The 12847-nt window shown below is 58.1% G+C and carries 14 protein-coding genes; 9 read left to right on the forward strand and 5 right to left on the reverse strand.

Annotation, left to right across the window (positions count from 1 at the left end; translation table 11 throughout):
• Positions 1–112 precede the first annotated feature (112 nt).
• The 8 genes from ABYM29_RS12170 to ABYM29_RS12205 all read left to right on the forward strand — a co-directional run bounded on the left by ABYM29_RS12170 (position 113) and on the right by ABYM29_RS12205 (position 7362).
• On the forward strand, positions 113–1087 hold the full coding sequence (locus ABYM29_RS12170) for a Na(+)/H(+) antiporter subunit B (protein ID WP_372865053.1): 975 nt from the start codon (positions 113–115) through the stop codon (positions 1085–1087).
• Positions 1084–1440, forward strand: coding sequence for a cation:proton antiporter subunit C (locus tag ABYM29_RS12175; RefSeq protein WP_372865040.1), 357 nt, complete (start codon positions 1084–1086; stop codon positions 1438–1440). The genes ABYM29_RS12170 and ABYM29_RS12175 overlap by 4 nt, the downstream gene beginning before the upstream one ends.
• Complete coding sequence (locus tag ABYM29_RS12180) at positions 1434–2909, forward strand: monovalent cation/H+ antiporter subunit D family protein (RefSeq protein WP_372865041.1); 1476 nt, start codon at positions 1434–1436, stop codon at positions 2907–2909. The genes ABYM29_RS12175 and ABYM29_RS12180 overlap by 7 nt, the downstream gene beginning before the upstream one ends.
• Complete coding sequence (locus ABYM29_RS12185; protein ID WP_372865042.1) at positions 2906–4369, forward strand: proton-conducting transporter membrane subunit; 1464 nt, start codon at positions 2906–2908, stop codon at positions 4367–4369. Before ABYM29_RS12180 ends, ABYM29_RS12185 begins: the two co-directional genes overlap by 4 nt.
• Positions 4366–4617 carry a hypothetical protein gene (locus tag ABYM29_RS12190; RefSeq protein WP_372865043.1) on the forward strand — a complete coding sequence of 84 codons (252 nt, stop codon included), beginning with the start codon at positions 4366–4368 and terminating at the stop codon, positions 4615–4617. Before ABYM29_RS12185 ends, ABYM29_RS12190 begins: the two co-directional genes overlap by 4 nt.
• Entirely contained in the window at positions 4607–6307 is a 1701-nt protein-coding gene (locus ABYM29_RS12195; RefSeq protein WP_372865044.1) for a Na(+)/H(+) antiporter subunit D, read from the forward strand. Before ABYM29_RS12190 ends, ABYM29_RS12195 begins: the two co-directional genes overlap by 11 nt.
• Positions 6308–6401: 94 nt before the next feature.
• Positions 6402–6911: a lipocalin family protein gene (locus ABYM29_RS12200; RefSeq protein ID WP_372865045.1), complete on the forward strand. Its 510-nt coding sequence runs from the start codon at positions 6402–6404 to the stop codon at positions 6909–6911.
• A gap of 100 nt (positions 6912–7011) precedes the next feature.
• A complete protein-coding gene (locus ABYM29_RS12205; RefSeq protein WP_372865046.1) occupies positions 7012–7362 on the forward strand; it encodes a DUF4870 family protein in 351 nt (116 codons plus the stop codon).
• A gap of 110 nt (positions 7363–7472) precedes the next feature.
• Here ABYM29_RS12205 and mscL read toward each other — a convergent pair whose 3' ends face one another.
• Positions 7473–7895: a large conductance mechanosensitive channel protein MscL gene (gene mscL / locus ABYM29_RS12210; protein ID WP_372865047.1), complete on the reverse strand. Its 423-nt coding sequence runs from the start codon at positions 7893–7895 to the stop codon at positions 7473–7475.
• 135 nt (positions 7896–8030) lie between these two features.
• Positions 8031–9461, reverse strand: coding sequence for a DUF1254 domain-containing protein (locus tag ABYM29_RS12215; protein WP_372865048.1), 1431 nt, complete (start codon positions 9459–9461; stop codon positions 8031–8033).
• Positions 9462–9630: 169 nt separating this feature from the next.
• Here ABYM29_RS12215 and ABYM29_RS12220 point away from each other — a divergent pair, with 169 nt between their 5' ends.
• Positions 9631–10536 carry a LysR family transcriptional regulator gene (locus ABYM29_RS12220; protein ID WP_372865049.1) on the forward strand — a complete coding sequence of 302 codons (906 nt, stop codon included), beginning with the start codon at positions 9631–9633 and terminating at the stop codon, positions 10534–10536.
• Here the strand turns inward: ABYM29_RS12220 and ABYM29_RS12225 are convergent.
• The 3 genes from ABYM29_RS12225 to ABYM29_RS12235 all read right to left on the reverse strand — a co-directional run.
• On the reverse strand, positions 10533–11399 hold the full coding sequence (locus tag ABYM29_RS12225) for an SDR family NAD(P)-dependent oxidoreductase (RefSeq protein WP_372865050.1): 867 nt from the start codon (positions 11397–11399) through the stop codon (positions 10533–10535). The two genes, ABYM29_RS12220 and ABYM29_RS12225, sit on opposite strands and share 4 nt — an antisense overlap.
• Entirely contained in the window at positions 11396–12340 is a 945-nt protein-coding gene (locus tag ABYM29_RS12230; RefSeq protein ID WP_372865051.1) for an alpha/beta fold hydrolase, read from the reverse strand. The genes ABYM29_RS12225 and ABYM29_RS12230 overlap by 4 nt, the downstream gene beginning before the upstream one ends.
• A 50-nt stretch (positions 12341–12390) precedes the next feature.
• The coding region (locus ABYM29_RS12235) for an SDR family NAD(P)-dependent oxidoreductase (protein WP_372865052.1) at positions 12391–12847 on the reverse strand (457 nt) is incomplete at its 5' end.

Consider the following 12847-nt stretch of genomic DNA (forward strand, 5'->3'; position numbering starts at 1 on the left):
CCTTGGGCAAAGCGGCCTGGAAGTCGGGGCTGCAGCCGTTGACCGACAAGTCGAATGGGCGCTGAGTGAACGAGCTGTATAGGAGGAATACGTCATAGAACTGCTTATTGATATCAGTTTGCTCAGTATGCTGATTGCCACTGCGATAGGGATCGCGATCAGTCGCGATTTGCTGTCGGTGGTGATGCTGTCATCCATTTACGGTCTGTTATCGGCCAATTTTTTTGTCACCATGGACGCGGTCGATGTGGCCTTTACCGAGGCCGCGGTGGGTTCGGGGATTTCGCCGCTGCTGATGTTTGCCACCATTGCGATCGTCGGGCGCTATGAAAAGCTGCCGCACCGCCGGGTGTTGTCGGCGCTGCTGTTGGTGGTGATAACGGGCGCATTGCTCATCGTCGCCACCCTGGATATGCCGGCCTTTGGCGCGGCCGATGCGCCGGTGCAGCAGCATGTGGCGCCGCGCTATATCCAACAGTCGGGCGAGGAGATTGGTATCCCCAATATCGTCACCTCGGTGCTGGCTAGCTATCGCGGCTTTGACACCTTTGGCGAGGTGGTCGTGGTTTTTACTGCGGGTATTGGCGTGCTGTCATTGCTGATGTTGACTGAGGGCAGCAGCGCCAAGCCGGTTGCTGAACATTTATTGAAAGCCAGTCATCACAAGATTCTGCGCATTGTCAGCAAGGCCTTGGTTGCGCCGATTTTATTATTTGCCCTGTATGTGCAGTTTCACGGTGACTACGGTCCGGGCGGCGGCTTTCAGGCCGGGGTGATTTTTGCGGCGGCGATTATTGTTTATGCCATGCTGTTTGGCTTGGATGCGGCCCGCCAGGCGATTAACCAGACGGTGGTGAGGGTCATGGCGGCGCTAGGTGTGCTGATTTACGGCTCGGTGGGGCTGGTGTCGATGCTCAATGGCGGCAATTTCCTCGACTACAGTGTGCTGGCCAGCGACCCGCTGCACGGCCAGCATATCGGCATCATTATTATCGAGTTGGGCGTGGGTATTACCGTCGCGGCCGTGATGGTGTTGATCTATTTCTCTTTTGCCGGCCGTTTGATCGACAGGAGGGAGAGCGAATGAGTGAGATGCTGTTGACCCATTACAACTACTGGGTCGTTATGGTGCTGATGATGATCGGTTTTTATATCGTTATCGCCCAGGGCAATTTGGTGAAAAAGCTCGTCGGTCTCAATATCTTTCAGACCTCGGTCTTTATTCTGTATATCAGCGCCGGCAAAGTGCGCGGCGGCAGTGCTCCTATTCTCGATGATGCGGTGACGGTCTATTCCAACCCATTGCCCCATGTGCTGATTCTCACCGCGATCGTGGTGGGTATTGCCACCACTGCACTGGGTTTGGCGCTGGTCATTCGCATTCGCGAGGCCTACGGCAGCGCGGAAGAGCAGGAAATTCAGGAACAAAATCAGTGTTAAGTCATCTGCCTATTTTACAGGTTATTCTGCCGCTGCTGGCTGCGCCCTCGTGCTTGATTCTCGGCCGACCGGCGCTCGCCTGGGCCTTTAGTTTTGTGGTCAGCGCCGGGGCGATGCTGATCAGCATGCTGCTGTTGCAGCAGGTCTGGCTGCAGGGGGCCATCAGTTACACACTGGGCGGCTGGGAAGCGCCCTGGGGTATCGAGTACCGCATTGATCTGCTCAATGGCTTTTTATTGCTGATCGTGTCCTCACTGAGCACCCTGGTGCTGGCGGCGTCGCGGCAGAGCGTCGCGGCTGAGGTTGAGACCAGTAAGCAAACGCTGTTTTATGTGTCGTGGCTGCTGTGCCTGGCCGGCCTGCTGGGTATTTTGGCAACCGGCGATGCCTTTAATGTGTTTGTTTTCCTCGAAGTGTCGTCACTGTCCACCTACACGCTGATTTCACTGGGGCGCGATCGCCGGGCGCTGTGGGCGAGCTATCAGTACTTGGTCGTGGGCACCATCGGTGCGACCTTTATTCTGATCGGCATCGGCCTGATGTATATGATGACCGGCACGCTGAATATGCAAGACCTCGCTGAGCGTCTGCCGGCGGTGGCCGAGACCCGCACGGTGTTTGCGGCCTATGCCTTTGTCATTGTCGGGGTGTGTCTCAAGTTGGCGCTGTTCCCCCTGCATATGTGGCTGCCCAATGCCTATAGTTACGCGCCCTCGGCGGTGACGGCGTTTTTGGCGGCAACCGCGACCAAGGTGGCGGTGTACCTGCTTATTCGCTTCAGTTTTACCGTGTTTGGTGCTGACTTCGGCGCGATGGATATCCCCCTGCACCATATTTTTGTCGCGCTGGGACTGTTTGCGGTCTTCAGTGCCTCGGCGGTGGCGATTATGCAGCGCAATATCAAGCGCGCGATCGCCTATTCGAGTGTGGCGCAGATCGGTTACATGATTATCGGTCTGGGCATGGGCAGTGTCGCCGGCTTGCAGGCAACGCTGCTGCACCTCTTTAACCACGCGCTGATGAAAGGCGCCCTGTTTGTCAGCTTGGCGGCGATGGCGCTGCGCATCGGCAGTACGCAAATTGATGACTTAGCGGGTCTGGCGCGACGCATGCCAATCACCGCGATGGCCTTTGTCGTGGGCGGCTTGAGTTTGATCGGTGTGCCGTTGACGGTGGGTTTTGTCAGCAAGTGGTATTTGGTGGTGGCGGCGCTGGAAATGCAGCTGTGGCCGGTGGCCTTGCTGGTGGTGTTGGGCTCGCTGTTGGCGGTGATGTATGTGTGGCGGGTGGTGGAAGTGATGTACTTCCGCGAGCCGCCAGCGGGGGCGGTAAAGCAGGAGGCGCCGCTGGGTATGCTACTGATGCTCTGGCTGTTGGTGGCTGGCAATATTTACTTTGGTATTGATACTCGCCTGCCGGTATCGGTAACGGCTGAAGCCGCCGCTGCCCTATTGGGGGTGGGCGCATGACCATGACAACTGAAACATTGATTAGCCTCGCGATTCTTATTCCTGTGTTGGCGGTGCCCGGCATCGTCCTGTTGGGGCGCTATGAAAACCTGCGCGAAGGGGTGTCATTATTGGCGGCTGCTCTACTGTCGTGGCTGGTGTTCGGCTTATATCAGCAGCACAGCGACGGCGTGGTGTTAAGCGCTCACTGGCTGGAGCTGCTGCCGGGGTTGAGCATCGCCTTTCGCATTGAGTCGCTGGGGATGATGTTTGCGATGATCGCCAGTTCACTGTGGTTTGTCACCGTGGTTTATGCGATTGGCTATATGCGCGGCCATAAAGAGAAAAATCAAACGCGCTTTTACGCCTGTTTTGCGGTGGCTATCAGTGCGGTGATGGGCGTCGCATTGGCGGAAAACCTGTTCACCCTGTTTGTATTTTATGAAGTGCTGTCGCTGTGTACTTATCCCTTGGTCACCCATGCTGGTACCGACAAGGCGCGCCACGGCGGGCGGGTGTATTTGGGAATACTGCTGAGCACCTCCATCGCCCTGTTCCTGCCGGCGATCATTATTACCTGGATGGTCAGCGGTACGCTGAGCTTTACGCCCGGCGGCGTCTTCCCCGATGACACCTCGGTGGGCTTGCTGTCGCTGTTGCTGGTGCTGTTTGCCTTTGGTGTGGGTAAGGCGGCGTTGATGCCTTTCCACCGCTGGCTGCCCAGTGCGATGGTGGCGCCAACACCGGTGTCGGCCCTGCTGCACGCGGTAGCGGTGGTGAAAGCCGGGGTGTTTACCGTGCTGAAAATCGTCGTGTTTATTTTTGGTTTGGAAACGGCGCATGCACTGCCGGTCACCGAGTGGCTGATCTATCTCGCTTGCGCTTCTATTTTGCTGGCCTCTCTGGTGGCCATGCGCCAGGACAATATCAAGGCGCGACTGGCTTACTCGACGATTAGTCAGCTGGGTTACATCACTCTGGGGGCGCTGTTGGCAACGGCGACCGGGGTGGTGGGCAGTGCCCTGCATATTGCCATGCACGCGGCGGGTAAAATCACCCTGTTCTTTTGTGCGGGGGCGATTTATGTCGCGGCGCACAAGACCTTGGTGAGTGAGCTCGATGGTCTGGGGCGAAAAATGCCCTATACCTTTGCCGCCTTCACGCTGGCCGCGCTGTCGATTATCGGTCTGCCGCCGACGGGGGGCACCTGGAGTAAATGGACGCTGATGATTGGCTCGGTGGACAGTGGCTACTTATTCGTACTGGCCGTACTGGCGCTCAGCTCCTTGCTCAATATTGTCTATTTGTTGGAATTACCCGCCCGCGCTTTCCTGCGTCAACCCGCCGGCGTGGAAAAACCGGGCGGCGAGGCCCCTTGGCCGTCGTTGTTGGCGCTGTCTGTCACTGCTGCGAGCTGCCTGGTGTTGTTCTTTTCAGCAGGCCACATTAAGCAATTCCTTGAGGGGATGAACCTGTCATGAAGTCAGCCGATGAAAAAGCGTGGCTGGAACAGCCCGCCACGGTGAACAAAATCGTCTATGCGGTGTGGGGGATTTGCGCCCTGTTGGTCGTCGCCGAATTTTTTTACGAGAAACACCCGCACTTTGGCTTTGACGGTTGGTTTGGCTTTTACGCCGGTTTCGGTTTTCTCGCGTATTGCACCATTGTGTTGTCTGCCAAGGCGCTGCGTCGTCTGCTGAAACGTAGCGAGGATTACTATGGCGAATGATTGGTTAATGAATCCGGCGCTACTCATGATGGTGGCCGGCCTACTGGCAACTCGCCTGCCGGCGCGCCTGCTTGGCCCACTGGCGGTGCTCACGCCCGCGCTGGGGCTGTTAATGCTCTGGCAGCTGCCCGATGGCGAACACGGTGTGGTGTCGCTGTACGGTTTTACGCTGACAACCTTGCGCGTTGATGGTCTGAGTTTTGTCTGGGGGGTGATCTTCCATATTGCGGCGATGCTGGCCGGACTCTATGCCTGGCATGTGAAAGATCGCATGCAGCAATCGGCGGCGTTGATTTACGCCGGTGCGGCTATTGGTGCGGTTTTGGCCGGCGACCTGCTGACGCTTTTCCTGTATTGGGAGCTGACCGCCATTTCCTCGGTGCTGCTGATTTGGGCCAGCCGCACGGCGCGCGCCTATACGGTAGGTCTGCGCTATTTGGTCATCCAAGTCATCTCCGGTCTGCTGTTGATGGCGGGCGCGATTATTCACTACCGGGCAACCGGTTCTCTGGCGTTTAATCATCTGGGCCTGGATAGCCCCGGTGGCCTGTTGATCTTTTTGGCCTTTGGTATCAAGTGTGCGTTCCCACTGCTGCACAACTGGCTGCAGGACGCCTACCCGGAAGCGACCGTCACCGGAACCGTGGTGCTCTCTGCCTTCACCACCAAATTGGCGGTCTACGCCCTGGCTCGGGGCTATGCCGGTGAAGAGATACTGATTACCATCGGCGCGCTGATGACCGCCTTCCCGATTTTCTTTGCCGTTATAGAAAATGACCTGCGCCGGGTATTGTCCTACAGCCTGAACAACCAGCTGGGCTTTATGGTGGTGGGTGTTGGCTTGGGAACAGAACTGGCGCTAAACGGCGCGGCGGCCCACGCCTTTGCCCATATTCTGTATAAAGCCCTGCTGTTTATGTCCATGGGCGCCGTACTGCTGCGTGTGGGCACGGTTAAAGCCAGTGAGCTGGGTGGGCTGTATAAATCCATGCCCTGGACCACGGCATTCTGCATTATCGGCGCCATGTCGATTTCCGCCTTTCCGCTGTTCTCGGGCTTTGTCACCAAGTCGATGATTCTCACTGCCGCGGCGGTTGAGCACCAGTGGTTGGTGTGGACGGTGTTGCTGTTTGCCTCCGCCGGGGTGTTGGATCACTCTGGTATCAAGGTGCCGTTCTTTTCCTTCTTCTATCACGACGCCGGTCACCGCGTGAAAGAGGCGCCGTGGAATATGCTGCTGGCGATGGGGATTACCGCATTGTTGTGTATTGGCATCGGGATATGGCCCGATCCGTTGTACGCGATACTGCCGTTCCCGGTGGATTACGCGCCCTACACCAGCTATCACGTGATTACCCAGTTGCAGTTGCTGATGTTTGCGGCGCTGGCGTTTTGTGTATTGTTGCGCAATGGCTGGTACCCAGCGGAGATTCCTTCAACCAACCTGGACTTCGACTGGTTTTATCGCCGGCTGCTGCCCGCCGCACTGCGCCGGCTGCAGTCATTCGTGTCGGCGCTGGATCGCGGATTTCGCAGCGGCGCAATGAAGTTGCTCGATGTCGTACTGGCTAAACTCGCCAAGAGCCATGGTCCGGGTGGGGTGATGTCGCGCAACCTGTCTACTGGCACTATGGTGAGTTGGCTGTCAGCCTTTCTGGCGCTTTACTTGTTTCTCAGCTTTTATTGGTGAGTTGGCGCTGGTAAACGAAACGGGGGCTGAGGCTCCCGTTTTTGTGTAGGCTTGGTCTATACCGGCAACGTCGACTCGCTTATCAGGGGGCACCTTGGACTATATCCGTATCTTGCTGTGCACCTTGGTGCTGAGTGCCTACACATCCTATCCTGCGGCGGTGTCACCGGTGGAAAATTTCGAACTGTCGCGTTACTTGGGAAAATGGTATGAAGTGGCGCGATTGGATCACCGCTTTGAGCGTGGTTTAAGTCAGGTCAGTGCGGAATATCGGCTGCGTGATGATGGCGGTATTGCGGTCATTAACCGTGGTTTCAATGCCGAAAAAGGGCGCTGGCAGCAGGCCGAGGGGCGTGCCTATTTTGTCTCCGAGCCGACGCGAGGGCATTTGAAGGTGTCCTTTTTTGGGCCGTTCTATGCCTCCTACGTCGTCTTTGGCCTGGGCGACGATTATCAATACGCCTTTGTGTCAGGCCCTGGTCACGACTATCTTTGGCTGTTAGCGCGTGAGCCGCATGTCAGTCAGCAAGTGTGGCAGGCATTTGTTGAGCGCGCCACCGAGGCTGGGTTTGACACTGCTGCCTTGATTCGCGCTGAACCTTGACGGCGTGGTTTTTAATTGTAAATTGAGCCGCTGGGCGGACAGCGCTGAGTTTAGTACCCGGATGTGTGCACAGGGATTTAATTAATAAAGGAGTGGGGTGATGGAGCAGAGCTCGAGTCAGCCGGTACCCGCTGAGAACATGGCGAAAGTCGCCTATATTTTGTATTTGGTCAGCATTGTCTTTGGCGTGACCGCGCTGGTGGCCGTGGTGATTGCCTACGTTAACCGAGACGAAGGCCCGCAGTGGCTGCGCAGCCATTACCAGTTTCAAATTCGTACTTTTTGGATTGGCTTGCTCTACCTGGTGGTGGGCAGCGTGCTGTCGCTGGTCATTATCGGCTGGTTTATGCTGTTATTCAGTCTTGTGTGGATAATCGTGCGCTGTATTAAAGGCCTGAAATTGCTCGATTCCCAGCAGGCTCACCCGGAGCCGCTCAGCTGGTTTTTTTAGTCCTTTTTGAAGGAGTCGTCGCTCCTCATTCGCGCTACTCCCGAGCGTTGAGGTGCTAACCGCCCAGCTCTGCTGGGCGGCTCTTGCCACTGGTTTGAGATGTTGTCGCGTTATTTGTCACGTGTTAAGGCATCGCGAATTTCTCGCAGCAGCAGTATGTCTTCGCTGGGCTTTGCCGGCTCGGTGGCCGGTGCTGCTTGCTCTTTCTCCCGCATTTTATTGATGGCTTTTACCAACAGAAAAACTGCAAAGCCGACAATCAGCAGGGTGATGACATTGTTGATAAATACGCCGTAGTTAATGGTTGCGGCGCCCGCCGCCGTTGCCGCCGCCAGTGAGGCATAGGCCTGGCCATCGAGGGCGATAAACAGGCTAGAGAAATCGATGCCGCCCATCAGCATGCCAATCGGCGGCATAATGATATCGCTTACCAGGGATTTCACCACGGTGCCGAAGGCGGCGCCGATAATGATGCCCACAGCCATATCGACCATATTTCCCTTCATAATAAATTTTTTGAATTCGTCAATCATCGCGACAGCCTCCTTGTTAGTGCCAAGCATTAACATAGGTGCTGTTGGCGGTTTGGTCTAATTGCCAGGAACTGCCATGACAAGCTGCGGCAGGCGCCTTCCGGGCGCCCGCCGAGGTGTCGGCCACTGCGCCTATCAGTCCAGACGCTCGATGATGGGTAGCAGGTAGTCATTTTTCAGTACCTCTTGGCGAGGTTCATAGAGTCGCATCACCGCGAGGAATGGCCCGGCGGGGGTGGGCAGCCAGTTGCTGTCGCCGGAGGGGGAGTCGTGCTGCAGCAGCAGAGTCAGCGAACCGTCGTCGCCGTAGTGCAGGCCGGGGGTGCGATCGCCAATGCTGTAGCGGGCGATGGCATTTTCTTCGAGTTGGAGGTCGCTGAGGCGGTACAGCGACAGCGACCAGAAGCCGTCTACCGGCGGCATTTGATCCGCGGCAAAGTGGAGGCGGTAGCGATTGCCGCCATTGAGTAACTGGCCGTTGTCGTCGAACACCCGCGCGGGGTACAGACTTTCCTCGGGAAGATTGCCGTAGCCGCCGCGCACGACTGCCGCGCGCTGCATATAGTTGGCACCATAGCGGCCGATCTCACTCGAGATCATCCAGCCGTTGTAGTCGGGGATGGTGCGCTGGGTAGAGGCTTCGACGATGGCGCGGCCGTCTTCAAGTGCGCTCAGCAGGCCGCGGCGCTGGGCGGCAGACAATTTGTCCTCGGAAAAATCACTATTGGGACCGACGCCGATTTGGTCGAATTGGGCGAGCAGCGCGCGCTCGCCGGCCCGCGGCGGCAAGCGCTTGAGTTCGCGGTTCATGACCGCGAAAAATTCCAGGGAGTCTTCATTTGCCATGGCCGGGGCGTGTTGCGGCGCCGGGCTGGCGGCGGGCTGGCCGCGGCGGAATTGACTCAATTCGCTGAGCCAGAACTGTTGCAATAAGCCCATGGCGGCGTCGAAGTCGGCGTCGCCCTCGACCAGTAGCCTGCCGAGCAGCCAGCCGCTGGGGGTTTCGCTCACCACGCGCCTGACGCCGGCGGGCAATTCGCCTTGCCAGTCAGGGCTGACGAGGGCGAAATAGCCCTCTTCGGTGCCGGTGGTGCTGCGGCCAATATGTTCAACTTCGGCGTAGCGGTTGGTCACCGCAACCGTGTAATAGCGGCCGCTGGTGTCCGGAGTGTGGAGAATGACGGGCTCGCGACTGACGTCGTACCAGGCGCTGAAATACAGGGTGTCATTGTTCGGTGCGCGTAAGTCGCCATCGTTGTCGGGGCCGACAATTTCAGGGTAGAGGTAGAAGCGGTTGAGCGGCGCGTAGACTTTTTGATCGGCGCTGGTGATATGGGTGTCGTTGTGTTGCTGGCGCGCCATATCCACCAGCGGGTAGCCGTAGAGGTAGGCCAGTACACCGACGCTGTGTGCCATTTTCTCCGCAATCAGTGCGTCGTTCTGTTGTTGGCGGGAGCTGATGAGCCCGGCCACGCCGCCGACTTGTTGCCAGATCAGGCCGCCAGCGCCGGCGCCTATTACTATCAGCAGCGCGGCGAGTCGCCAGCCTTTGTGCAAGCCTGCCATATCACAGTCCTTCTTGTATCGGTAAATTAGCCCCTTAGCCTAGGGCTTAAGTCGTGGCGGCGAAAGCGCCAAAATAGAATCTTTATGTTTCCATATGGAAACTTCGACCCGGGTTTTAGACGGATATTGCGCGTATTATGGGACTACCGGTTCTTTTTGGAATTTAACAATGCTGAATGCTCAGGATTATTTAATCTTTGCCAACGCCGCGCGGCTGGGTAGTTTTGCTGCAGCGGCCGAGCGCTTGGGGGTGTCGAATTCCCATGTTAGCAAGCATATTGCCGCGCTCGAGGCGCGGCTGGGCTTGCGGCTGTTTAGCCGCAGTCCCCGCCTGTTGCTGACTGACGCCGGGCAGACCTTATTGAAAGACGCCGATCAATTGCGCGATGTCTGTGAGCGGGTCGAGCGCCGCGCCCAGGCCTTGCAGCGCGAGCCGGTAGGTGTACTGCGCCTGGTGTTGCCGCCGGTGTTGGCGCGGCGAGTGGTGCAGCCGGCCTTGCCGGCGTTTTTGGCGGCTCACCCCGGGCTGGCGGTGGAGCTGTTTGTGCAGCAGGCGGGCCTGCCGGCGTTTGCCGAGGGTGTGGATGTGGTGTTGACGCTGGGCGAGCTGGCCGACAGTGCGATGGTTTGTCAGCGCCTGGGTAATTTTGACTTGCTGGTGGTGGCCAGTCCGGGGTATTTGCAGTGCCGCTCGGCGCCGCAGCAGCCCGCCGATTTGGCTGAGCACAACTGCCTGTTAACGCGCTTTCCTACGGTTGAGCAGCCCGCCAGTTGGCAGTTTGTGGCCGGTGAGCGTGTGGAAGTGGTGACTGTGGGCGGCAATCTCAGTGTCAACGATATGGATATGTGCCTCGATATGGCTGAACGCGGCATGGGGGCGACGGTAGTGCCGGCGGTCTTTGCCCACGCTGCGCTGCGGGCCGGCCGTTTGCAACAGCTGCTGCCCGACTGGCGGATAGCCACCCGGCCGCAGCTGTCTATGCTTTACCACGACCGGGTGCTGCAATCGCGAGGACTGGCAGCGCTGCTGGCGTTTTTGCAGGAAACACTAGCGCGTTGCTTTGTCGACGATTAACGTGCTGCCGCCGAGGCCTTGGCGGCGGCTTTGCTGCGCGATTTGACCACGCGGGTAAACAGCCACTGATAACCGCTGGGAAAGCATCGCACTAGCCAGTCGAACACCCTGGCGTCCGGGCCAATTAATACGCGGCGGCGGTTTTTACGCAGTCCATTGATAATGACCTTGGCGGCGCTTTCCGGGGTGTTAAAGAACAGTTTTTCAAATTCGCTGACAGCGTCCCCCGGATCGCCGCCGGTAGCAGTGGCGACGCTGGCGTCGACCCGCGAGCGCTTGGCGATATTGGTTTTAATGCCGCCGGGATGCACGCAGGTGGCACTGACCTTGGCGCCGGTCAGCTCGAGGTCCTGGCGCAGCGATTCGGTAAAGCCGCGCACTGCATACTTGCTGGCGTTGTAGCCGCTCATCAGTGGCTGTGCGGTGAGGCCGAAGACACTGGAGATGTTGACAATGTGGCCTTCACCCGAGGCTTCGAGCAGGGGCAAAAACGCCTTGCAGCCGTAGATTGTCCCCCAAAAATTAATGGCCATAATCCATTCGTAATCTTCGACGCTCAAGCCGTCGACGGTACCGGAGAGGGCGACACCGGCATTGTTGATAACGATATTTACCCTGCCGTGGTCGCGCTGCACGGCTTCGGCCCAGGCGTATACGGCGTCGCGCTTGGCTACGTCCAATCGGCATTGGGTGACCTTGATGTTGCTGCCGGCGAGCAGGTCGACGGTTTCCTGCAAGCCGCTGTCGTCGATATCCGCCAGCGCGAGATGGCAACCCTGTTGGGCAAGCTCCAGGGCCAATGCTCGCCCAATACCTGAGCCCGCGCCGGTTAATGCGGCGACTTTGTCAGTGAGTTGTTTCATTGTTGGCCCTCTGTTGTCTGTAAAAAACGCTGGTAGCGCGCGGCGCTCTCGGCAGGGATCTCCAACATCGGCATATGGCCGATACCTTCCCAGACGGTGACTTCAATGTCTGGCACGAGCTGCTGCCAAGTCTCTACGCTGCTGACGTGAATTAATTGATCTTCGCTGCCCCACAGCAGCAGTGTTGGAGTCTGCAACTCGCCCAGGCGTGCATCCAGCGCTGGCGTGCGGTGGAAGTCGTTGAAAATTTCTGCCAGGGCGTCGCGGCGCGCGCGGTAGTCGGCGGCCATGGCGTCGAGTACCGCGGCGGGCATCCACGGTGGGCGGGCCATGGTCATGGCGTAGAACTCTCGAAACTGCTCGGCGCTATCCAGCAGGAAGGGGTTGCGGCCACTGGCCAGGAGCTGCTCCATGGCACTGGGCTGTGGCGAGCGCACACCGGCGGGGTCGACAAGGGCGGTGCTCAATACCCGCTCGGGGTAGCGCAGGGAGAAATCGGCACTGATAAAGCCGCCCATGGAGTTGCCGATGATATGGACGCGGTCGATTTTCAGGGTATCTAGCAGTGCCTTGAGGCGTTGGGACTGTGCGCTAATGCTGTAATCCCCGCCCGCCTGGTAGGTGGTTTCGCCGTGGCCGGCCATGTCGGGAATAATCACCTGATAATCGTCGACGAAATGTCGCGCGAAGCGCAGCCAGACATTTTTGTCGGCGCTGTAACCGTGCAGCATCAGCAGGGTGGGGCGGTCGTCGCTGCCGCCGCGATACAGGCTCATATCGAGTTCGCCGATATTAACGCGGCGTTTTTCAAAACCGTAGAGTGTCGCTTCAGCCGCCATACTGCTGCGATACAGTACATGACCGACGGCAGGGTAACTCTGGTAGGCCCAGACGCCTGAGATGAGTAATAACAGGGCCAATGCCCAAAACAGTTTGTTCACTATCTTCTTCCTCTTATATTGTCTTTGTTTGCCGTGACTTTTAGCGCAGGCTAGGGCTTGCTGGGGTAGTCGCTGAGATCAATGACCGGGCGCATTTCGCGCCAGATGAGCGCAGTTAGCCAGCGCAGGGGGACAAAGCGGGCACCCAGCCAGGTTTTTCTCGAGCCATTGCCGTACACCAATCGCGGGCGATTGCGGGCAATGCTGTCGATCAGCTTGGCGGCGATCGCCTCGGGTTTGGTGCTGAGAAAGTGCTGGGAGAATGCCCGGCTGCGGGGCTGGCGGGCAATATTGGTGTCGATGCCGCCGGGGTGTACCAGATGCACTTGAATATGGCTGTCTAGGAGTTCGGCCATCAGCGCTTCACTATAGCCGCGCACGGCGAATTTACTGGCGCAGTAGTCACTGTGGTTGGGTGTGCCAATTAAACCGAAAATACTCGAAACATTGACGATGGCCGCCTCGCTATTGGCGCGCAGCTGGGGCAGGAAGGCCTGACAGCCGTAA

This window comes from Spongiibacter sp., assembly GCF_041602295.1.
In the GTDB taxonomy this organism is placed as follows: domain Bacteria; phylum Pseudomonadota; class Gammaproteobacteria; order Pseudomonadales; family Spongiibacteraceae; genus Spongiibacter.

Coding starts and splice junctions, on each gene's coding strand:
- ABYM29_RS12215 (WP_372865048.1), bottom strand. CDS start 9,461: ATGGCAGGCTTGCACAAAGGCTGGCGACTCGCCGCGCTGCTGATAGTA.
- mscL (WP_372865047.1), bottom strand. CDS start 7,895: ATGATTGACGAATTCAAAAAATTTATTATGAAGGGAAATATGGTCGAT.
- ABYM29_RS12225 (WP_372865050.1), bottom strand. CDS start 11,399: ATGAAACAACTCACTGACAAAGTCGCCGCATTAACCGGCGCGGGCTCA.
- ABYM29_RS12175 (WP_372865040.1), top strand. CDS start 1,084: ATGAGTGAGATGCTGTTGACCCATTACAACTACTGGGTCGTTATGGTG.
- ABYM29_RS12205 (WP_372865046.1), top strand. CDS start 7,012: ATGGAGCAGAGCTCGAGTCAGCCGGTACCCGCTGAGAACATGGCGAAA.
- ABYM29_RS12220 (WP_372865049.1), top strand. CDS start 9,631: ATGCTGAATGCTCAGGATTATTTAATCTTTGCCAACGCCGCGCGGCTG.
- ABYM29_RS12185 (WP_372865042.1), top strand. CDS start 2,906: ATGACCATGACAACTGAAACATTGATTAGCCTCGCGATTCTTATTCCT.
- ABYM29_RS12195 (WP_372865044.1), top strand. CDS start 4,607: ATGGCGAATGATTGGTTAATGAATCCGGCGCTACTCATGATGGTGGCC.
- ABYM29_RS12190 (WP_372865043.1), top strand. CDS start 4,366: ATGAAGTCAGCCGATGAAAAAGCGTGGCTGGAACAGCCCGCCACGGTG.